Raw genomic sequence first — 22,332 nt, 5'->3', positions numbered from 1 at the left:
CGGGACCAGCCCGATCACCCGTCAGTCCGGCAAGATGCGGACCGTGCACGCCCGGTTCGTCCACAACGACCGCCTCGTCGACGCCCTGCATCTGCAAGCCAGTTGCGCGATCCTGCACGACCCAGAGGTCCGCGCCTACTACGACCAGCTACGCGCCCGCGACGTCGAACACAACGCCGCCCTCCGCCAGGTCGGCAACCGCCTCGTCGGCATCTTGCATGGATGCCTCAAAACCGGAACCCACTACGACCAGGCAACCGCTTGGTCTCACCGATCCCACGACGTCGCGGCTTGACATCCAAGCTCCAGGGATGTCTGACCCGGCTCTCGGGCGCGGGGGGCGTTCAAAGGTGTCGCAAGATGTCGCAAAGCCCGCATGGCGCATCCCCCGCCGGATAGGGCCAGCTCGGATGGGGCGCACCGGTGGTTCCGGAGGGAGGCCACGTCATGGGCATCGAGTTCCTGCCGGGCCGGCTGGGCTTCGGCAGCGCGCCGCTGGGCAACATGTACCGGGCCGTCCCCGAGCAGGAGGCCGGCGCCACCGTACGGGCCGCGTGGGAGCACGGCATCCGCTACTTCGACACCGCCCCCTTCTACGGGGCGGGGCTGGCCGAGCTGCGGCTGGGGCACGTCCTGCCTGAGCATCCGCGCGACGAGTTCGTCCTGAGCACCAAGGTCGGGCGGATCGTCCTGGACGAGATCGAGGACCCCACGACCCGCGAGAAGGGCGGCTTGTTCGAGCACGGCCGCCCGAACAGGATCGTCTACGACTACAGCGCGGACGGCGCCCTGCGCTCGATCGGCGACAGCCTCGAACGCCTGGGCACCGATCGCCTCGACCTCGTATGGGTGCACGACGTGTCCCAGGACTTCCACGGCGACCAGTGGTTGTCCGTGTTCGACCAGGCCCGCACCGGCGCCTTCCGCGCCCTCCAGCGGTTGCGGGACGAAGGGGTCATCAGGGGCTGGGGCCTGGGCGTCAACCGGGTGGAGCCGCTGGAGCTCACGCTGGGGCTGGAGGAGCCACGGCCGGACGCGTTCCTGCTGGCCGGCCGTTACACCCTGCTCGACCACCGGCGGGCCCTGCAGCGGCTACTGCCCGAAGCCGCCGAGCGGCACGTCGACCTCGTCATCGGCGGCCCCTACAGCTCGGGCGTCACCGCCGGTGGCGACCACTTCGAGTACCGGCAGGCGTCGGGCAGGATCGTCGCCAAGGTGGATCGCATCACGGCGCTGTGCTCGCGGTACGGCATCAGCGTCAAGGCGGCCGCGCTGCAGTTCTGCCTGGCTCACCCCGCCGTGCGCGCGGCCGTTCCCGGCTCCACGCAGCCCGCCCACGTCGCCGATGACGTCGCCGCGCTCAGCGAGCGCATCCCGGCGGAGTTCTGGACGGCCCTGACCCGGGAGCACCTGATCGCGCCGGACGCCCCGGTCCCGCTGAACGATCGATATATTGCCCATTAGGCAAATTTGCCGACTAGGCAAGTTCGCGTATATGGTTGCGGCGTGAGCGGGCTGAGGGAACGCAAGAAGCAGGCCACCCGCGAGGCGCTGATGAGCGCCGCGTTGCGGCTGGCGTTGGAGCGCGGGCTGGACAACGTACGCAACGAGGACATCGCCGCCGAGGCCGGGGTGTCACCGCGTACGTTCGGCAACTACTTCTCCAGCAAGTACGAGGCGCTCGCCGCGCGCCACACCGACCGCGCCGCGCTTCAGGTGGCGGTGTTGCGCGCACGGCCCCCCGGTGAGCCGTTGTGGCAGGCGCTGACGGAGGCGACGGCGCAGGCGTGGGAGTCGCACACCGGCCCCGAGGCCACCGCCCCCGATCCGGAACGGCTGGCCGCCACCCGGCTGCTGGTCGACGAGCCCAGCCTGCAGGCCGAGGCGATGAAGCTGGCCCTGGCCTCCCAGCAGGAGCTGGTGGCCGCGGTGGCCGAGCGCACCGGCACCGATCCCGGCCGCGACCTCTATCCCCACCTGGTCGCCGGCACCGTGACCGCCGCCGTGCAGACGACCGTGGGGCGCTGGCTGTACGCCGACCCGCCCGTCCCGTTCATACCGCTGCTGCGCGAGGCGCTGCGCCAGGTGGCGGCGGGACTGCCTGACCCTTCGACGCGAGGAGACACGTGAGCGCGGACATCGTCATCGTCGGCGCCGGCCCCAACGGGCTGATGTTGGCCTGCGAGCTCGGCCTGGCCGGCCTGCGGCCGCTCGTCATCGATCGCCTGCCGCGCCGCAGCGACCAGCCCAAGGCCAACGGGGTCGTCGGCGAGGTCGTCCACCTGCTGCACCGCCGCGGCCTGGGCACCGGCCGGCCCGGCCCGGCGCCCGCCTTCATGTTCGGCGCGCTGCCGCTGGACCTGGCCGGGCTCCCGGACAATCCCCTGAGCGCCATGCGGATCAAGCAGGCGGAGCTGGAGGAGCAGCTGGAGCGCCGGGCGATCGAGGTGGGCGCCCGAATCCAGCGCGGACACGAGCTGACCGGCCTCACGCCGGACACCGAGGGCGTCACGCTGAGCCTGACCGGCCCCGATGGCCCGTATCGGCTGCGCACCCGCTATCTGGTCGGCTGCGACGGCGGGCACAGCGCCGTCAGGAAGCTCGCGGGCATCGATTTCCCGGGCGTGCGCCAGGACGAGGTCATTAGCCGCGCCGCCGAGGTCGTCGTGACCGGTGCGGCCTTACGGCCGGAACGCGCCGAGCTGGAGGTGCCGGGAATCGGCACGTACGGGCTGTACGCCTGGCACCGGACCGAGCGTGGCGCGTACGCGATGCTGCCCACCCGGCCCGGCGTGCTGACCGTGAGCTCGATGGAGTGGGGCGGCACGGCGCCCGGCGACGAGGTGCCCATGACCATCGCCGAGCTGCGCGCCAGCCTGGCCCGCGTGACCGGCGCCGACCTGCCCCTGGCCGCCCCCGACGGCGACGGCCCCTACCTGCTGCGCCGCCTGAACGCCCGCAACACCCGGGTGGCCGGGCACTACCGCCGGGGCCGGGTGTTCCTGGCCGGGGACGCCGCCCACGTCCACTCCGCCATGGGCGCCCCCGGGCTCAACCTGGGCCTCCAGGACGCCGCGAACCTCGCCTGGAAACTGGCCGCGGCGGTACGCGGCTGGGCCCCGCCCGGCCTGCTCGACACCTACGAGGCCGAACGCCGCCCCGCCGCCCTGCGGGTCGCGATGCACTCCCAGGCCCAGCTTGCCCTGACCGCCCCCGGGCCGGAGATCACCGCGCTGCGCGAGCTGTTCGGCGACCTGCTGACCGAGGAGGTCAACCGCCGCCGCATCGCCGCCCTCCTGGCCGGCGTCGACCTGCCCTACCCGGCGACCGCGCCGCCGCACCCGCTCGTCGGCCGCTTCCTCGCCGACCTGCCCGCCGAGCTCCACGAACCCGCCTCGCGGGCCCGCCCGCTGCTGCTCGACCCCACCGGCGGCCTCCGCGTCCGGCACTCGCACGTCGAGGTGGTGCCGGTGGAGGCGACGGAGGCGGTGCTCGTGCGGCCCGACGGCTACGTGGCCTGGGCGGGCGCTCCCGACGAGACCCTGGACGACGCGCTGCGGACCTGGTTCGGCGACAGCCTCGCCGCGGGGGTTCACAGGTAGGTGCTGACCTCGATCAGGTTCCGGTCGGGGTCGCGGAAGTAGACGCTGAGCATGGGGCCGGTGGCGCCGGTGCGTTCGACCGGTCCCTCCTCGACGGGGATGCCGTGCCCGCCCAGTTCCTCGATCACCTGTTGCAGCGGGCCGGTGGTGATCAGGCACAGGTCGGCGCTGCCCGGCGTCGGCCGGTGGGCCTTCGGCTCGAACTCGTGACCGGCTTCGTGGAGGACCTTCGTGTAGAAGTCCACGGTGGCGTCGAGGTCCGCGACGGTCAGCACCAGATGGTCGAGTCGATCAATGCGCACGACGCCCATTGTAGGAAGCGCCCGGCGGGCTCCCCGGTGCAACCATAGGGAAAACCTCCGAAACGGCTCATTCAAGCAGGTGTTCTCGCCGGTGAGACGGCAAGGGATACCAGGAGTGCGGCCACGGCCGGATCCACGGCCGCCTCAGGTCGCGGCGATCGGGAGGAACCATGACGCGATCACTACGCGATCGCATCCAGAGCGTCCCGCACGAGGTGAACCGCCTGGCCATCGCCGTCGGCGAGCCGCTGGACGCCTTCCGCGCCCGGTACGAGCGGGCCGTCCCGGTGTACGACGCCGAGCGCTTCGCCGGGCTCGTCGCGGCGGGCGCCACCTGGGACACCCTCCTGGAGGCGACGAGGGAGAACGCGCCGCACGGGTTCATCATCTACTGGAGCCACGACTTCTCCCCCTTGATGCGGCTGGCCGGCCACCGGTTGCGCGGCATCGAATACCTCATGGGCAACCACGCCGTCGCCGAGACCATGTACCGCCACGACCCGGCCATCATGCTGTACGCCCCGCTGCGTACGGTCATCTACGAGGACGCCGGCGGCGAGACGTGGTTCGCCATCGACCAGCCGCGCACCCGGTTCGGCAGCTTCGGCGATCCTGGCATCGCCCGGGGAGGCGTCGAGCTCGACCGCCGGCTCGCCGCGCTGCTCGCCCACCTCGGCCTGCCCGCCCCCGACGTGCTGACCGCCCGGACCTGACCGTCACCGCGACGTCGTCAGCGTGCGGCGATCCGTGTCGTCGGTCCTGGCCTCGATCGCACGCAGTACGGCCACCATGTCCTCGCCGCCATGCCCCCGTGCCACGGTCTCCTCGAAGAGGGTGTGGCAGACGTCCAGGAGGGGAGAGGCCAGGCCCGCTTTCCTGGCGGCCTCCGCGATCAGCCGGTTGTTCTTCAGCACGTCGGCCGCCCCCGCCTGAACGGCGAAGTCGCGGGCGAGCAGTTTCGGCGCCTTCATCCGGGAGACGGCGCTGGCCATCGGTCCCGCGTCCAGGACGTCGCTGAGCAGGCGCTGGTCGAGCCCGTGCCGGTCGGCGAAGTGGAAGGCCTCGGTCAGCCCGGTGACCAGCGTGATCAGGAACAGGTTCACCGAGAGCTTCATCAGCAGGGCGGCCGGAACGGGGCCGCAGCCGAACGCGTCGCGGCACAGAGGGGCGAGCAGCGGACGTACGGCCTCCACGGCGTCGTCGTCGCCCGCCAGCATCGCCACCAACCGCCCCTGCTCCGCCGGGACGCGGGAACCGGACACCGGAGCCTCCACGTATCTGCCGCCCGCGGCCCGGATGTCGTCCTGGAGGCCGCCCGAGTATTCCGGCGAGGTCGTGCCCATGTGAACGACGGTGTGACCGGCGACGCGCGCGGCGAAGTCCGGGGTGCCGCGCCCCAGGACCGCGTCGACGGCGGTCTCGTCGGCCAGCATGAGGATCACCACGCCGGCCCGGTCGAACACCTCGGCGGGGCTCGCCGCGACCTCGGCCCCGGCGGCGTACAGGGGCTCGGACCTGGCCGGAGTGCGGTTCCAGACCACGAGCGGCGTCCCCGCGCGGGCGAGGTTGAGCGCCATGGGCTGCCCCATGACCCCGAGACCGACGAAACCCACGTACGCCACGATGCACCGCCGTTTCCGAGGGGACGCCCGAGGACCGTCCCGTCTATGACAACGGTCATAGTAGCCCACGTTATGACGGCCGTCATAGAGTGGCAGGGTCAGGGGAACGGTGATGGAGGTCGAGGATGGCGGTGTCCGAACGAGGGCCACGCGAGCGGATGGTCTTCAGCGCGGCCCAGCTCATCCGGCGCGACGGGGTCGGCCCCACGGGGATGCGTGACGTCGCCGCCCACGCGCAGGCGCCGCGCGGTTCGCTCCAGCACTACTTCCCCGGCGGCAAGGAGCAGCTCGTCAACGAGGCCGTGGCCTGGGCGGGCCGGTACGCGGGCAACCGGATCGCCCGATTCCTGGCCGCGCTGCCCGAGCCGACGCCCAGCGGGCTGTTCGCCGAGATGGTGCGCCAGTGGACCGACGAGTACGAGACGTCCGGCTTCGCGGGCGGCTGCCCGGTCGCCGCCGCCACGGTGGACTGCGCGGAGTCCACCGCGTCCACGCGGGAGGCCGCCTCCGCCGCCTTCTCCACGTGGACCGGCTCGGTGGCCGAGGCCCTGACCGGCATGGGGGTGGCGGAGGAACGGGCCGCGGCGCTCGCCACGCTCATGATCAGCTCTTTGGAGGGGGCGATCGTCATCGCCCGGGCCGAGCGGGACGTCCGCGCCCTGAGGACCGTGTCCGGCGAACTCGGCCCCCTCCTCGACGCCGCGGTCCCCAAGACGGTGGCGGACTGAGCCCGCGTTTGATGGCCGTTTAGTGGCCGTTTCGGTGGCCGAATCGGTGGCCGCTTCAGTGGCCGCTTCAGTGGCCGCTTCAGTGGCCGTTTCGGTGGCCGTTTCGGTGGCCGTTAAGTGGCCGGGCGAGCCCGACCCGCGGTCGAGCGGCCCGTCCCGCCTGTCCTCCGACGAGACCGCGTCCCGGCCGGTCTCCCCCTGGACCGGCTTCCGGCCTGGCAGGGGTGCCGGCCGCTGAGCGCTGGCGGCGGTGCCGGGGCGGCGGTCCCCCACGCCGGTCACCCCGATGTGGGGGAGACTGGGCGGATGTTGAGCGATGGTGCGGTGGTGACCGGTGAGCTGATGGTGGGCGGGCGGGTGCGTGGTTGCACGTTCCGGGTGCCGCGTGCGGCCGTGGAGGGTGAGTCCCGGCCGCCGGTCGCGGGAGGTGAGCCGCGGCCGCTGGTGGTGGTGCTGCATGGCAATCATCCCGAGGAGGGGGCCGGCAGCCGGATGATGCGCGAGTGGACCACGTTCGACGCGCAGGCGGACGCCCGCGGGTGGGTGATCGCCTACCCCGACGGCCACGGCGGCAGCTGGGCCGACGGCCGGGGCGTCACCAGCGCGGACGAGGCGGGCGTGGACGACGTCGCTTTCCTGCGGGCGCTGATCGACCACGCGGCCGCCCGGTACGGCACCACGCCGGACCGGACCGTGGTGGCGGGCATCTCCAACGGCGCCTTCATGGCCCAACGGCTGGCCCTGGCCGCCGGCGACCGGGTGGCCGTGCTGGCGGCGGTCGCGGGCACGATGCCCGCCGCGCTGCGCGACCTGCGCCCGGCGTATGCCGTCTCGGCGTTGCTGATCCACGGCACGGCCGACCGGCTCGCGCCCATCGAGGGCGGCTACTCCCGCCGGCGGGGCCCGAACGGCGAACTCCGCGGCCGTACGCTGTCGCTCCAGGAGAGCGCGGAGCGCTGGCGGGAGATCGACCGGTGCCCACCCGGCCCTGGACAGGCCGTTGACAGCGAGTTCTCCAGCCGGGTGACGGCCTGCGACGGCGTCGGCGGGACCCGGGTTTCGGCCTGGACGGTTTTCGGCCTCGGCCACGGCTTGCCGGGCGTGCCCATGCCCTCCGAGGAGGGCGAGCCGGTCACCACGGAGTTCGACGCGGCCGAGGAGATCTGCCGCTTCGCCGCTCCCCTCCTGCTGTCCGCCGACACCCGCCGCCTCACCTGGTAAGGCCCGATCGAGGAACGGCCCATCCCGCGGACGGGCCGTTCACACCTTCTTCCTGGGGCCGCCTGTGCGACCGGTGCCCGACCCCTTGTTCTGCTGGGTCGGCTTCTGCTGCGTCGACTTCTTGGTCTGCTGCTTCGGCTTTACATTCGACGTCGGTTGCGACTTTTTTTCGCTGACCGGAGTGACCAGGTTGGGGGTCTGGGTGCGGTTCAGCGCGGCGTCCCATTTCTCGTTGACGTAGGACAGGAAGTCCTCCACCAAACCAGTTCCCACCGGATACGTGGTCAGCTGGATGACGCCCTTTCTGATGGCGCTCAGCCGCCCGTTGGTGCGACTGAAGTCAGGCTTGATCATGGCATCGTGATTCGGCGATAAACGTTGCCATGCGTCGATGTAGAGGGCCGGATGCGAGGTGGTAAGCGAGTCCTGCAGTTTTTTCTCCCGATTGGGGGCGATCGGCGTGGTGAACAGATCGCTCTTTGTGGGCTTCGGGTTCAGCACCTTCGTTCTACCGGTTTTCTCATCAATGATGGTGCGGCAGTCCTTGCTGTTCAACACCTGCGCCCAGTGGTCGTCGCGGATCTCCTCGGTCATGGACTCCACGACCTCATGGGCGAGGGTGTAGACGACACAGTCCACGGCGCCTTTCTTGACCTCGTCGTCGATGCGGATCAGAGTTTCGCGCTGGCCGGCGTTGCAGAGCTCGAAAAGCATCCTTTTGAAGTACAGCCAATAGCCGCCCGCGTCCACCCCGGCGATGTACGGGTCATCCTCGGCGTTCGAGTCGATCTCGATCGTGTGAAGGGACGGGGTGTAGCCGGCCTGGGGCAGCTCCGGGTTCTGGACGAGGTCGACTTCGAGGCCTGCGAACCCGGCACGGTCGATCACCACGATGCCGACGTTCTCGGGCACGAGCAGGAGCCTTTCGAGCACCTCGCGGGGCAACTGCTGGTCAGGGGGCAGGTTCTGATGGTCCGCGACCATCTGCGCCCAGCTCGTGGTCTTGCCGCGGACGACCCGCGCCATCAGGTCGCTGAAGATGTCGTTGTTGCGGATCTTCGTCAGGACCTGGTAGAGGTAGTCGCGATCCAGGGCGGCCTGGGTCTGAGCGCCGTGCGTCAGGAGCGCGATGCCGCCCTTGCCGTCGGGGCCGGTGATGATGATCGGCGCATCCCCGCCCACCAAGGGGCCGCTCTCCGCAGTGCTTTTCGGTTGCCCGCTTGTCGTGCTGCTCGGCTTCTGGCCGGGCAGCACCTGACGATCGACGTTGGACACGACTTTGCGGCGCTGGTTGTTCTCGATGCGCTCCGAGTTGCGCTTGCGCTTGTTCAAGCTACTCGGCGGGGTGGTGTCAACCTGCTCTACCACTGGCGGGACCGCTGTTGGCTTGCCCGGTTGCTTGGCAGGCGGCTTGGCATCCGGCTTGGCAGGCGGCTTCGAGCCTGGAGTGATGATGTCCCAAAGGTCTTCGGTGGAGTGCAGCACCATGTCCTTGTCCTGGGCCTGCTTGAGCTGGTTGGTCCTGGTGCTCCCCTTCTGGCTGCTCGTGCCCTGCAGGGTGCCCTTGCCGGAGGCGGGCGCTCCGGGCGGTTGATCGCTCATGTGGCTCGCCCTCCTTGGGGTACACGTGAGCGGACGCTATGCGAGCGAACCAAGCCGGTCAATGAGCCGGTGATGTGCCGCTGACGGTCCGCATTTATCACCTTTCCGGTGAATGGCCCTTCCTTCAGCGATAGGAGAGCATGAGGCGGCTCCAAGCAGGGTGGGACCGGGGACGGTTGAGGGGGCGGGCGCGGCATGGGCGGCGATGCTGGGACACCTGATTACGAACGGCTCTTCGGAGAGCTCGATCTACGGGCAGGAGACGAGGCCAGGACGGTCTATTCGCCGGCCGCCTACCTGACCGATCTGCTCAAGCTGCTCCAGGATTCGTTCGGCGACGCCTCGATCCTGGGGCGCCGGCCCGACCTGGAGCAGATCCCGCTCGACACCGAGAACACCTTCACCCAGACGCCCTACCTCGACATCGTCATCAGGGTGCTGGAGGGGCTGGTAGGAGCGGACCCGTACGAGAGACTCAAGAAGATCAACCACCCGTTCGCGCTGCCCTTCTCCCTCGATCACGCCAGGGTGGTCACCTACCTGCGCCATCTCGGTGTCGACCCGGTCGCGTTCGCCACGCTGTTCGCCGCGCGGACCGACGGCGACAGGATCGCGCACGAGTGCCTCGGGCTGTCGCCGAAGGACGTCGAGACCATCACCACCGTGCGAGCCACCGCGGGCGGCGTCGCCGAGATGTACGGCAGGCCGCACGGCAAGCTGGGCAGCGTCGAGTCGTTCCGCGCCGCCACCTCGATGACCGGAGCCGAGCTGCGCGAGCTGCTCTACCAGGACCCGCTCTCGGAGCGCTCGCCCGCGACGTTCTTCGTGCACGCGGGCGGTCCCGTCGTGCGGGTGGCACCTGACGATCTGACGCTGGTCACCGGCGATTCCAGCCCGATTCACGTGTCCTGGTTCGACCGTGCCGGGCGGTTCGTCCGGCTGGCGCGGCGTACCGGCCTGTCCTTCACCGACCTGGACCTCCTCCTGACCTCCTGCTGCGGCGGCAAGCTCGACCGGGGCGCGCTACGCCCCCTCGCGGCCGCGGTCCACCTGCACCGGGCGTACGGCCTGCCGGTCGAGACGATCGCGGCGCTGACCGCCAGGACGCTCCCTCTGACCGTGGACGACGTGCCGCCGCCCACCGGCGACCTCCTCGCACCACAGAACCGCGACTACCGCCTGCACCTGGCACTCGCCCTGGACCTGGCCGAGTCCGACATCGTCGAGGTCGTGAGCCGCTACCGCGCCCGTTACGACGGCCCGCTGGAGGAGAGCCCCTTCGACCGCGGCATCGGCCCGCGGGCGCTGTCGGCGCTGCACCGTACGGGCCGCCTGCTGTCGGCCCTGGGCGTCTCGGTGGAGGAGCTGTTCTCCCTGCTGGGGGCGCTGGAGGCGGATCCGGCCCTGCGCCGCTACACGACCTTCCCCGTGCTCCCGGTGCTGGAGCCCGGCATCGGCGACTGCCACCGCATCCTCGCTGGCGACGACCCGCTCGCGAGCCTGTGGCTGGTGCAGACGCTGGTCGCCGTCAACGCCTGGACGCGCGAGTCCGGCTTCGGCATCGGGGAGCTCACCCGGATCCTGGGCGACCCGGCGGCGTCCGAGCCGGAGGAGGAGCAGCTCGGCCTGCTCGAAGGGCTACGCGACAGGTTCGAGGGCGTCGCCCTGTCGCCCGGGTCGCTGCGGTCCGACCGGTTCGACGAGCGCGGCGCGCAGGTGGTGCACGACGTGCTCGCCGCCTACGACAACGGCGTGGTCTCGCCGCACGACCCCCGGTTACTGCGGCCCGACCCCGCCACCGTGCTCGCCGCCGCCTACCGGACGGTCACCGAACTCGGCGTGCTGTGCCGCGAGGACTTCCTCGGCCTCGGCCTGGACGGCCCGGTGGCCGAGAAGGTCTTCACCAACCTGGTGCTCTCCGGCGTGCTCGACGCCGACGGCCTGCTCGTCACCGAGACACTGCCCGCCGAGCTGTCCCTGGCGGGCGACTACGACGAGCTGTCCGCCGCGCTGTTCGCGGCGATCGCGACCGCGCGGGACGCCTACTACCTCTCCGACGTGGCCGAGCTGTTCCCCGACCTGACGGACGCCGAGCAGACCGAGCTGTACGACAACCTGCTCTACAACGGCTGGATCGACGAGGAAGGCCAGGTGCTGGACCTCGCCTTCTTCGCCGACCCCGGCAACGCCGGGCAGTTCACGGCCTCGGCCGATCTGACGGAGGTCGAGGCGGGTGTGCTGGACACCCTGCGCGAGCGCGTCGAGCTGTTCCGGACGGCCGAGATCACCATCGACCCCGAGGTCGTCGCCACCCTCAGGCTGCCGGAGGCGCAGGTCGCCGCACTCATCGACGGGCTGCGTTACAACGGCGTCATCGACCGGAACGGCGTCCTCGGCAGCAACGACGTGTTCGGCAAGAACGGCGCCGATGCCCCCGCGTTCACGGCCGACGACCTCGGCCTCCCGCTGGAGCTCTACCCGATGCGCCGGGCGGTCCTCGCCGCGATCCGCGCCCGGATCGCGGCCGTCAGGCTGGAGCTGTACACCTTCACCCCCGCCGACTTCGTCCCGGTCGCGGACGAGGCGATGGCCCAGCGGGTCATCGACCGGCTCGAAGGCGACGTCACCGAGCGGGGCCGGATACGCGAGGACGCCCGCGACCTGTTCACCGACCCCGCCGGCGGGCTCGCCCTCGGCGACGGCTTCACCGAGGGCGACGGCGCCCTGGTGGCCCGGCGGATCGCCGGGATCCTCGCGGCCCAGCGCCCGTACCGGATCGACCCGGCGGCGCTGACCGACCTCGGCTTCACCGACGAGGAACGCGAGCAGCTGGTGGCGATGCTCGTGGCGGACGGGCACCTGGACGACGCCCTGGGCATCCCGGAGGACCGGGTGGCCTACTTCGCCACGGTCACCAACGCAATCGGCTTCGCGCTGCCCGGGCTGGAGGACTACGCCAAGGACATCTTCTTCGTCCTGCACCAGGTGGCCAAGGAGACCGCCGCCGCCGTCGCCGAGATCGCCGGCCGGGTGGACGAGCTGGCCGCGGCCCAGCACGACGCGGTCATGGGGGTGCTCCAGGACGGCTTCGGCGTGCCCGCCGACGTCGTCGAGGTGCTCTGCCAGGCGGTCGCGCCCGACACGCTCGACCTGCTGCTGGTGCCCGCGCTGGTCGAGGGGCCCGTGGCCGCCCTGTCCGATCCGCAGGTGCGGCGCGTGTACCGGCGCGTCAAGCGGTTCGCGCGGCTGGCCGCGAAGCTCGGTCTGGACGCCACCGGCACCCGGCTCGCCTTCCGCGACCAGGACCTGGCCGGGAAGTTCCCCGAGCCGCTGGCGCTGCCGCCGGGCGTCGGCGCGTTCGACGCGCTGCTGACCGGCTGGGACGGCAAGATCTACCTGTTCGACGGCCCCTACTACTGGATGTACTCGGCCGCCACCCACGCGCTGGAGGATCCCAAGCCCAGGGAGCTGAAGGAGCTGTCGCCCAACCTCACCGGGATCGAGGCGATCGACGCGGCGTTCGTGCAGCCCGACGGCACCGAGTGGATCGTGGGCAGGGGCGTGGACGGGAAGTCGCATGCGTTCACCCGGGTGCGCGGCGGCACCAGGTGGGGCGCGAAAGCGCAGGTCTGGGGCAAGGTCAGGAACGCCTTCGCCGACCCCGCCGCGCGCATCGGCGCCGCCTTCGTGGACGCCGACGGCCGGACGTTCCTGTTCAGCGGCGATCAGTACGTGCGCTATTCGAGCTCCGACTACACCGTGGCCGACGAGGGCTACCCGCGTTCCGTCGGCGAATGGTGGCAGGGCGAGGGCCGTGACACGCCGTTGCCCGAGGGCTTCGGCAGGGCCGTGGACGCCGCCTTCCACGGCCGCGACGGCCGTACCCACGTGTTCAGCGGCTCCCGCTGGTTCGACGGCACGACCGAGCGTCCGCTGGCCGAGCACTGGGGGACGCCGCGCAACGCGTTCGCCGGAGCCGAGCGGATCGACGCCGCGTACGCGGACGCGGACGGTTTCCTGCTGTTCGCCGGCGACCAGGTCGTGCGCTACACCGACAGCCCGGAGAACGACGGCGTCCGCGTCGCCGACGGCCACCCGCGCAGGATCGGGACGTGGCGTCCCGACGTGCCCGCCGGGTTCGACGGCTCGATCGAGGCCGCCTTCGAGGACGGCTCGGGAGTCGTGCACCTGTTCAAGGACGGCAGGACCGTCGCGCTCGGCCCCACCCGCGCGGGCGCCGTCACGCCGACCGCGGAACGCTGGGGCAGGCTCGCGCCCGTCCTGCCCGGCGGCGGGGTCGACGCCGCGTTCGTGGGCCGCGACGGCAGGACGTACGTCTTCAGCGGCGACCGTTACCTGCGTTACTCCACGGCCGACTACTCGGTCGCCGACCTCGGCTACCCGAGGGCCGTGGCGGGCGACTGGGGCGGGCTGGACCGGGTGGACGCCGCGTTCGTGATGGACGGCGTCACCCACCTGTTCGGCCCGGCCGGCCAGATCCTCGACCTGCCCGCCGGGTACGAGGCCGAGCTGTCCGAGGGGCGGCTGTCGCCCGCGCTCCGCCGCCGGCTGCGCGAGCACGGCATCACCGTGCCCGACGACGCGCGGGTCACGGGCGCCGCGCCGGCGTGGCAGGTCACCGCGGAGCGCTCGCTCGTGCTGACGATCCGCCGGGCGGGCGACCGGATCAAGGTGTCCGGCGATGACACCTCCTTCTACGTCCGCTACTCGACCAGGGACTACACCGTCCCCGACGCCGGATATCCGAAGCCCCTGGCCGACAACTGGTGGAACCTGCCGGTGACGCTGGCCACCGACCCCGGCTTCGCGCGGATCGACGCGGTCCTCACCGGCCAGGACGACCGGACGTACCTGTTCTCCGGTGGCCGCTTTGTTGTGTTCGACGCGCGGCGCCGCTGGTGGTCCGAGCCGTACCGGCTGGACGAGCGGTGGGACAGCATCCCGTTCGACCAGGTGGACGCGGCGTTCGTCGGCCGGGACGGCCGGACGTACGTCTTCCGCCGCGACCTCTACGTCCGTTACTCGACGGGCGACTACACGCGGGTGGACGACCGGTTCCCGGCGAGCGTGAGCGCCTTCTGGGGGAACGTGGCCAACACCATCGCGCGGACCGGCCGGGTCGACGCGACGCTGGTGATGGACGCCGTCGAGCTCGTCGACGGGGCCGAGGTGACGCGCACCTACACCTACCTGTTCTCCGGCGACCAGTACGTCCGCTACGCCGACCACGACTACGCGGTCGTGCAGAACGGCTACCCGCGCCCGCTCGGCGCGCTGCGGACCGAGCCGCGCATGGCGGCGCTCGACGTGCCGCTCGACGGGGTGGACGCGGCCTTCGCCGACCGGCGCAACGTCTACCTGTTCCGCGGCGGCCGGTGGCACGTCGTCTCCGACACCCTGTACCGGACCTACGCGGACCTGGATCTGGCGGGGCTGTCGTGCGCGTTCGTCGAGAACGGCGCCGTCCTCGTCGAGCGGAACGGCCGCTGGACGCGGCGGGCGGCGCTGGAGGGCCCGCCGGGCGCGACGGACGTCCACCCGCTGACGCTGCGCACGGTTCCCGAGGAGTACCGCACGGGCCTGGACGCCGTCCTCACCGGCGCCGACGGCAGGACGTACCTGTTCAAGGGCCCGAACTGCTACGACACCGCGATCAACCACGACTACCCGGTGGCCCAGGAGTGGGGCCGGCCGCGCAACATGATCTATCAGGACAACGCCGTCGACGCGGCCTTCGTCGGCAGGGACGGCAGGACCTACCTGTTCCGCGGTGACCAGTTCGTCGTCTACTCGGCCGCGCTGGACACGATCGAGGGCGAGCCCAGGCCGATCAGCGACGGCTGGGGCGGCCTGACCGGCGTCACGCTCGCCTACTTCAGGAACGGCGTCACCTACCTGTTCGAGCACCCCGACGCCACGGGCGCCATGCGTTACGTCGTCTACACCGGCGAGTACGGCCCGTACCTGGAGCCCGACCCCGGCTATCCGGCGCTGACCGACGAGACCTTCTGGAAGGCGCCCGACGGTTTCCCGGTTCCGTCCGCCGTGCTGTTCGAGGGCGACACGATGCTGCTGCTCAACGGCGAGCAGTGCGTGCAGTTCAGCGAGGAGACCGGGCAGTGGTCCCACCCGCGGCCGATCGAGCGGATCTGGCGCGGCTTCGGCCGCGGCCTGGAGCCCGGTGAGCGGCTGCGTGCCGCGTTCACCGCCGCCGACGGCGCCACCTACTTCTTCTTCACCGAGCAGTACGCCCGCTACGCCAACCGCGCCTTCGAGCCGCCCGCACAGATCCGCGACCGGTGGGGCAGGTCGCTCAACCCGTTCGTCCCCGACGACGACACCGCCGCGGTCGACGCCGCGATCGTCTTCGGCGACGACACGACGTACCTGTTCTCCGGCGGGCAGTACGTCAGGTACACCGGCGCCGACTACCGCTACGTGGACCCGGGCTATCCCAGGCCGATCGCGGGCGGCCTGCGGACCGAGCCCGCCTTCGCCCACCTGGGCGAGGCGTTCGAGGACGCCGTGGCCGCCCGCGGGCCCGGCCGGGTGGTGGACGCGGCGGTGGCCAACGGCCGCACCGCCTACCTGGTCGTCGGCGGTGTCCTGCACGTCGTCTCGCGCGGGCGGGCGGCCGCGTACGACCTCGCCTCGCTCGGCCGGGTCCGCAACGCGATCGTGGACAGGGAGAAGGTCGACGCCGCGTTCGTCGCCGGCGGGCACACCTACCTGTTCTCCGGCGACCAGTACGTGCGCTACTCCGGCGCGGACTACGGCCAGGTCGACGAGGGCTACCCGCGCTCGATCGCCGCGTCGCTGCCCGACGAGCTGGACGTCCCGGCGCTGCCGGCGGACTTCGCGTACGGGCTGGACGCGGCCTTCCGCACCCTCGACGGCGACCTCTACCTGTTCAAGGGCACGACCTTCCTGAGCGACGGGACGGTACGCCCGCTGGCCGACCTGTGGGGCAGAATCCGCAACGAGTTCGCCGGGAGCGACACGATCGACGCGGCGTTCGTCGCCCCGGGCGGCGAGCTGTACGCCTTCCGCGGCGACCAGTACGTCCGCTACCGCCCGGGCGTGCCCGACCTGGTCGAGGAGGGTTACCCGCGGACGATCAAGCACGACTGGGGTGACCTGCCCGAGGACTTCGGGTTGGGCATCGACGGCGCGTTCGTCCTGCGGGGCCGCACCTACCTGGCCAAGGGCGAGCTGTACGTGCGCTACTCGGGCCGCTACGACGCGCTCGACCGCACCTTCCCGCAGACGTTCCGGCACAGGTGGTCCGACGCGGCCGACTACCGGCTCACCGACGTCCACACCATCGCCTGCTTCGCCGAGCTGGCCCGCATGCGCCCCGGCCTGGTCGAGCTGCTCGGCGAGGGTGCCGCGGAGCCGTACGAGCGGCTGGCCGAGCTGTTCTCTTGGGACGTGGAGGAGCTGCGCTGGGTCAAGCGGAACGCCGGCCTGATCACCGAGTTCCCGGCCGAGGAGGAACGGTTCGAGATCGAGTTCGTCCTCAGGCTGGTCCGGCTGTTCGCGCTGAGCGCCACGTTCGGCGCGGGCCCCTCGCGGATCTACACCCAGGCGTGGAGCAGGCAGGACCCGGGTGACGGGCTGGCCCTGATGCTGGAGCGCAAGCACGGCCCCGAGGCGTGGCCGGCCGTCTCGAAGATCGTCCAGGGTGAGCTCAACGTGCTCAAACGCGACGCGCTCGTACCGGCCGTACTCCATCTGCACCCGGACCTCGCCGACGTGCGCGCGCTGTACGAGCGCCTGCTGATCGACGTGGAGATGGGCGCGGAGGGCAGCACCTCGCCGGTGCGCGAGGCCATCGCCGCCACGCAGCTCTACCTCCACCGCTACCTGCTCGACCTGGAGGAGGTCACCGCCGACCGGGAGACCCGCGACCGGATCAAGACCTGGTGGTCGTGGCTGAAGGACTACCGGATCTGGGAGGCCAACCGGAAGGTCTTCCTCTACCCGGAGAACTACCTCAGGCCCGAGCTGCGCGACACCAAGACCCCGGCCTTCCGCGAGCTGGAGAACGACCTGCTCCAGGGCGAGATCACCGAGGAGTCCGTGCAGCGGGCCTACAAGAGGTACCTCGACGAGTACACCGAGGTGTCCAGGCTCGCCATCGCCGGCGCCTACGTCTACACCGAGGACGGCGCCGAGCCGGGCACCCGGCGGCTGGTGCTGTTCGGCCGTACCAGGACGGAACCGCGCCGCCACTACCTCCGCGGCGCCGAGTTCCGCGACGGCGACAAGCTCTCCGCCACCTGGGAGCCGTGGGTCAAGGTGGACGTCCAGATCGACGCCGACCGTGTCGACCCGGTGCACGCCTTCGGCCGCGTCTTCGTCTTCTGGACCGTGGTGGAGACCGTGCCGCCGGAGACCGTGCCGCCGAAGACCACGACCGCCGGTGAGGTCGCCCCCGACCAGGCCGGCGCCGGCCAGAGCGAGTCCGCCAAGCAGCGGGTACGCATCCTCTACTCCTTCCAGAACCTCACCAGCGAGTGGGTCCCCGCCCAGCAACTGCCCGCGGGCCCGCTGGAGGACGGGCCGATCGGCAACGTACGGCTGTCGGTCCAGGCGTCGGCCACGCTGCCGGGCGACGGCGTCCAGGGCCGGCACGACTCGATCGTCGTGACGTGCTCGTACGACCTCCCCGCGCCGGAGAACACGACGGCCACCGTGTCCACGGCGTACGCGCTCACCCCCGAGCTGTACGCGGTGCCCGTGGACGCGGAAGCAGAACCGGCGAAGCTCATCGAGCTGTCGAAGATCTTCGCCGAGTCGGTGGACGAGGCGAGCATGGTCCGCTTCAACAGCCCGGCCGCCTCCCCCGACGGCCCCTGGTTCAGCGTCGACCACAAGGGCGGCAGCTTCCTGTGCCGGCCGATCGCGGTCGGCTCCGGCGACGACCCGCGGTTGCTCGACCTGGCCGACGAGGCCCACCACCTGCCCGTCCTGCCGCAGATCAACGCCGGCTTCGAGCTGTCGGAGAGCACCGCCTACTACTTCGACAACAGCACGCAGCGCTTCCGCGAGGTGACCACGGGCCCGCCGCGCGGCACCGACACCGTGACCGCCAACCAGTGGGGCTGGATCCACAACTCGCTGGCCGAGACCGGCCGGGTGAACGCCGTGCTGGTCAGAGGCCGGCTCACCTACGTGTTCTCCGGCACCCAGTACTACTGCTTCCGCAACAAGCCCTTCGGCGTGCTCGAACCCGGCTACCCCCGGCTCCTCGCCACCAACGACGACGACTTCCCGCGGTGGGAGCGGCTGGACGCCGCGTTCAGCGCGCCCGACGGCACCGAGTACTTCTTCTCGGGGAAGCTCCGCCATGTCCGGAGCCCGTCCTCGAACAAGTCGTCAGGTGACGGCGTCGACCGGTGGGAGCCGCCGGAGAACGCCGGAATCACGTCGGTCGTGCTCCGCCAGGGCACCCTGTTCGCCTTCGCGGGCGCGCAGTACTGGTCCTACTCCGACGGCCGGCGGCCCGACAAGGGCTATCCCAAGCCGCTGGCGACCAACGAGGACAGGCTGCCGCGGTGGCCGGAGATGGGCGCGGCGTTCTCCTACGGCGAGACCCAGTACTACTTCGACAACACGGGCGGCGTCTACGTCCAGCACAGCCAGAGCAGCGTCTCGGGCGACCAGCAGACCCGCCACCTCGGCAAAATGCCCACGAACCTCACCACTAACGGCGTGGTCGACGCGGCCTACCGATCCGGCGACCACCTCTATCTCGTCAGCGGCCTGGAGTACGTCCGCTACACGATCCCCACGAACGGCCCCGTACCCCCCTTCATCGACAAGGACTACCCCAAGCCGCTGCAGCACCCCGTCCAGGCCGTCTTCCGGCGCGACGACCGCCACTACGTCCTCGGCGACGGCAAGTACGCCATCCTCGAAGCCACGCAGGAGCTCGACGCCCTGACCCCCGAGTCCTTCCGCTCCGTCGAGGGCAACTGGCACGGGCTGCCGCCGGGCTTCCCCGCGGGCTTCACCGGCGCGATGGACACCGCCGGGCACCTGTTCCTGTTCTTCGGCGCCGACTACGCCGCCTACTCCAAGGCCGCGGCCATCGAGCGCCCGTACGAGTTCGCGGCGCACCCCCACGAGATCATCAGGCTCACGTCGAGCACCGCGTACGAGCTCAACCGGCGGCTGCTCGTCGGCGGCGTGCCCGCGCTGCTCGCCCCGCAGACGCAGGAGACCGACGAGCTGCCCGCCTTCAGCCAGGCCGTCACCGGGCCCACCACGATCCAGGTGCGGGCCGAGGTCGCCGGCGTGCCCACCAGCTCGCACCTGGACTTCCAGAGCGCCAACGGCCGCTACTACTGGGAGATCTTCTTCCACGCGCCCATGCTCATCGCCCAGGCGCTCAACGACGCCCAGCGCTTCGAGGACGCCAGGCGCTGGTACGAGTACGTCTTCGACCCCTCGGAGCAGGACAGGTACTGGCGGTTCCTGCCGTTCCTCGCGGTCGACGTGCGCGCGCTGGTCGCCGGGTGCCGGGCCGACCTCGACGCGCTCGGCTCCGAGGGCGTGCCGGACGCGCTCGGGGACGCGCTCAGAGACGTCCTCGACGACGTGTTGGGCCTGGCCCCGGCGTTCGAGCAGGCCCGTCCCCTAGAAGCGGACGAGATCACGCTGCTCGACAACCTGGCCACGCCCCTGGTGCCGCCGGGCCTGCTGAAGCCGATCGACGACGACCTGGCGGACCTGCCGGGAAGCGCCGCGCTGCGCGAGAAGGTCGCCATGCTCGCCCGGCTGCGCCGGCAGTACGACCTGATGGGCGACCACGGCGCGCTGCTGAAGGCGTACCGGGACGACCCGTTCGACCCGCACGCGATCGCCGGGCTGCGGCCCACGGCCTACCGGCGGGCGGTGGTGATGGCCTACGTCGACAACCTGCTCGACTGGGGCGACCTGCTCTTCCGCCAGTACACGATGGAGAGCGTCGACGCGGCGCGGATGCTCTACATCCTCGCCTACGACCTGCTCGGGCGGCGCCCGGACGGCATCGGCACCCGTACGCTGCCGCCCACCAGCACCTTCAGCGAGCTGAGCCACGCCGGCAGGCAGAATCCGGCCGTCGCGAGGATCACCGCGGGCGGCCGCATGCTCGACGGGATGGGCGCCGTGCACGGCGGCGTCGCGCACCCGTACTTCTTCGTCCCGGGCAACACCGTGCTCGGCGACTACTGGACGCGGGTCGAGGACCGCCTGCGCAAGATCAGGGCCTCGCTCGACATCATGGGCGTCAGCCGGCCGCTGCCATTGTTCGAGCCGCCGGCCGACGTGATGGCGCTGGTCACGGGGGCGGCCGCGGGCCTGGCGCCCGGCGCGTCCGCCACCGGCGTGGGCGCGGCGGTTCCGCACCACCGGTTCGCCTACACCCTCCGCAAGGCGCAGGAGCTGGCCGACAAGGTACGGCAGTTCGGCAACGACCTGACCGGCGTGCTGGAGCGGCGCGACAGCGAGGAGCTCTCGCTGGTGCGGGCCCGGCAGGAGAGCGAGATCCAGCTCATGACCCGCGCGATCAAGGAGGCGCAGGTCACGGCCGCCACGGAGAGCCTCCAGGAGACGCGGGCCGCCCTGGAAAGCGCCAACGAGCGCGCCACCTACTACGAGCAGCTCATCGCCACCGGGCTCACCTCGTTCCAGCAGGCCCAGATCGGCATGATGACGGATGCCGTGAACGCGCACTTCGCCGCCGCCGGGCTCCGGCTCGGCGCGGCGATCGCGTTCTCGCTGCCGCAGGTGTCCATCGGCCCGTTCATCATGGGCACCGAGTACGGCGGCGTGAACGTCGGCGAGAGCCTCGACAAGGGCGCCGAGATCTCCGAGTCGATGGGCGAGGGGTTCGGCATGATGGGCGAGCTGTTCGGCATACGCGCGGAGCAGCAACGCCAGGAAGGCGACTGGCGCCACCAGCTCGTGCTCGCCCAGGCCGACATCGTCCAGCTCGGCCATCAGGTGGCCGAGGCCGAGCAGGGGCTCGCGATCGCCCGACGCGAGCTGGAGATCACCGACAGGGAGATCGCCAACGCCGAGGCCGTCACGACCTTCCTCACCGGCAAGTTCACCAACGCCGAGCTGTATCGGTGGATGGCCGGGCGGCTCGGCGCACTGTACTTCCAGACCTACAACCTGGCCCACGAGACCGCCCGGGCCGCCGAGCGCGCCTACCAGTACGAGCGCGGGGTCACCGACACCTTCGTCCAGCCGGCGTACTGGGACAGCAGGCGGGCGGGGCTGATGGCGGGCGAGAGCCTGGGCCTCGACCTGGACCGGCTCGCGAAGGCGTACCTGGAGGGCGACGGCCGCGGGCTGGAGATCGTCAAGCGGGTGTCGCTGCTGGAGCTCGACCCGGTGGCGCTGCTCAAGCTCAGGACCGAGGGACGCTGCGAGCTCTCCCTCACCGAGGCGCTGTTCGACCGTGACTTCCCCGGCCACTACCGGCGCAGGATCAAGACCGTGTCGGTGCTCTTCGAGGGCGCGGACGGGCCGCTGGAGATCAACGCCACGCTCACCCAGCTCGGCCACAAGACGGTCCTGTCCCCCGACCTCAAGGCCGTGCGTTACCTGATGGACGGCAAGGGCGAGCCGCCCGGGTCCGTACGGTTCGACTGGCGCGCCGGCCAGCAGATCGCGCTGTCCGGCCTGGAGGAGGGCCGCGACAACAACGGCCTGTTCGAGCTGCGTTACGACGACGACAGGTATCTTCCGTTCGAGGGCACGGGCGCGGTGTCCACCTGGCGGCTGGAGACCGCCGACCTGCCCACCGACGACCTGGCCGACGTGAGCATCGTCGTCAAGTACGTCGCCGAGCAGGGCGGCGCGGTGTTCGCCAACGCGGTCAGGGGGATGCGGGTGCCGTACCAGACGTCCCGGTTCATCGACGTCGCCGCCGAGTTCCCGGGCGAATGGGCGGCGTTCCTCGCGGGAGAGGAGGGCGGGCTCGTCCTGCCGATCACGTCGGAGACGCTCCCGAGGATCACCGGCAGCCAGATCGCCGGCCTTTACGCGAAGTACGCGCTGGACGGCGACGAGGAGGTCCGCCTCCTGCTCGACGGCGACCAGCAGCTGCCGCTGGAGGACGGCAGACCGCTGCGCACCCCGGGACTGCGGGCCGGCCCGCTGACCCTGGTGGCCGACGGCGACCCCGCCGCCCTGCTCAACGTCGGTCTCGTCATCAGCTACCGGGCCCTGTGAC

General features: G+C 71.3%; 10 protein-coding genes and 1 pseudogene. 8 read left to right on the top strand and 3 right to left on the bottom strand.

Annotated features, from left to right (window positions below; translation table 11 throughout):
- From BLS95_RS53245 to BLS95_RS53230, 4 genes and pseudogenes are all read left to right on the top strand, one after another.
- Positions 1 to 295 (top strand): annotated as a pseudogene (locus BLS95_RS53245) (IS110 family transposase); the annotation flags it as partial.
- A gap of 152 nt (positions 296 to 447) precedes the next feature.
- On the top strand, positions 448 to 1,464 hold the full coding sequence (locus tag BLS95_RS53240) for an aldo/keto reductase (protein WP_090947274.1): 1,017 nt from the start codon (positions 448 to 450) through the stop codon (positions 1,462 to 1,464).
- Between the two features lie 42 nt (positions 1,465 to 1,506).
- Positions 1,507 to 2,130: an acyl-CoA-like ligand-binding transcription factor gene (locus BLS95_RS53235; protein WP_245765832.1), complete on the top strand. Its 624-nt coding sequence runs from the start codon at positions 1,507 to 1,509 to the stop codon at positions 2,128 to 2,130.
- Positions 2,127 to 3,602: an FAD-dependent monooxygenase gene (locus BLS95_RS53230; protein ID WP_218136461.1), complete on the top strand. Its 1,476-nt coding sequence runs from the start codon at positions 2,127 to 2,129 to the stop codon at positions 3,600 to 3,602. Before BLS95_RS53235 ends, BLS95_RS53230 begins: the two co-directional genes overlap by 4 nt.
- On the opposite strand, the gene BLS95_RS53225 is transcribed toward BLS95_RS53230, so the two are convergent.
- Entirely contained in the window at positions 3,593 to 3,904 is a 312-nt protein-coding gene (locus BLS95_RS53225; protein ID WP_090947277.1) for a VOC family protein, read from the bottom strand. The two genes, BLS95_RS53230 and BLS95_RS53225, sit on opposite strands and share 10 nt — an antisense overlap.
- A gap of 170 nt (positions 3,905 to 4,074) precedes the next feature.
- On the opposite strand from BLS95_RS53225, the gene BLS95_RS53220 reads away from it, so the two are divergent.
- The gene (locus BLS95_RS53220) at positions 4,075 to 4,617 is read left to right on the top strand and encodes a DUF302 domain-containing protein (RefSeq protein WP_090947273.1); all 543 of its coding nucleotides are present in this window, start codon (positions 4,075 to 4,077) and stop codon (positions 4,615 to 4,617) included.
- A gap of 3 nt (positions 4,618 to 4,620) precedes the next feature.
- Here BLS95_RS53220 and BLS95_RS53215 read toward each other — a convergent pair whose 3' ends face one another.
- Complete coding sequence (locus BLS95_RS53215) at positions 4,621 to 5,517, bottom strand: NAD(P)-dependent oxidoreductase (RefSeq protein ID WP_245765831.1); 897 nt, start codon at positions 5,515 to 5,517, stop codon at positions 4,621 to 4,623.
- A 140-nt stretch (positions 5,518 to 5,657) separates the two neighbouring features.
- Between BLS95_RS53215 and BLS95_RS53210 the strand changes: the two genes are divergently transcribed.
- Both BLS95_RS53210 and BLS95_RS53205 read left to right on the top strand, forming a co-directional pair.
- Entirely contained in the window at positions 5,658 to 6,254 is a 597-nt protein-coding gene (locus tag BLS95_RS53210; protein WP_218136460.1) for a TetR/AcrR family transcriptional regulator, read from the top strand.
- Between the two features lie 306 nt (positions 6,255 to 6,560).
- Positions 6,561 to 7,475 (top strand): CE1 family esterase, encoded by a 915-nt coding sequence (locus BLS95_RS53205; protein ID WP_090947270.1) that lies wholly within the window; start codon positions 6,561 to 6,563, stop codon positions 7,473 to 7,475.
- 39 nt (positions 7,476 to 7,514) lie between these two features.
- Here the strand turns inward: BLS95_RS53205 and BLS95_RS53200 are convergent, their stop codons facing one another.
- Positions 7,515 to 9,077: a hypothetical protein gene (locus BLS95_RS53200; RefSeq protein ID WP_143044318.1), complete on the bottom strand. Its 1,563-nt coding sequence runs from the start codon at positions 9,075 to 9,077 to the stop codon at positions 7,515 to 7,517.
- 195 nt (positions 9,078 to 9,272) lie between these two features.
- On the opposite strand from BLS95_RS53200, the gene BLS95_RS53190 reads away from it, so the two are divergent.
- Positions 9,273 to 22,331 (top strand): hemopexin repeat-containing protein, encoded by a 13,059-nt coding sequence (locus tag BLS95_RS53190; protein ID WP_090947267.1) that lies wholly within the window; start codon positions 9,273 to 9,275, stop codon positions 22,329 to 22,331.
- Position 22,332: the final 1 nt, after the last annotated feature.

The sequence above is a fragment of the Nonomuraea jiangxiensis genome (assembly GCF_900099965.1).
Classification (GTDB): domain Bacteria; phylum Actinomycetota; class Actinomycetes; order Streptosporangiales; family Streptosporangiaceae; genus Nonomuraea; species Nonomuraea jiangxiensis.
This window is presented reverse-complemented; position numbering and strand designations above follow the sequence as displayed.

Bases quoted from the DNA above. Each gene is read 5' to 3' on its own strand.
- BLS95_RS53240 (WP_090947274.1), top strand. From the start codon at position 448: ATGGGCATCGAGTTCCTGCCGGGCCGGCTGGGCTTCGGCAGCGCGCCG.
- BLS95_RS53220 (WP_090947273.1), top strand. From the start codon at position 4,075: ATGACGCGATCACTACGCGATCGCATCCAGAGCGTCCCGCACGAGGTG.
- BLS95_RS53205 (WP_090947270.1), top strand. From the start codon at position 6,561: ATGTTGAGCGATGGTGCGGTGGTGACCGGTGAGCTGATGGTGGGCGGG.
- BLS95_RS53200 (WP_143044318.1), bottom strand. From the start codon at position 9,077: ATGAGCGATCAACCGCCCGGAGCGCCCGCCTCCGGCAAGGGCACCCTG.
- BLS95_RS53190 (WP_090947267.1), top strand. From the start codon at position 9,273: ATGGGCGGCGATGCTGGGACACCTGATTACGAACGGCTCTTCGGAGAG.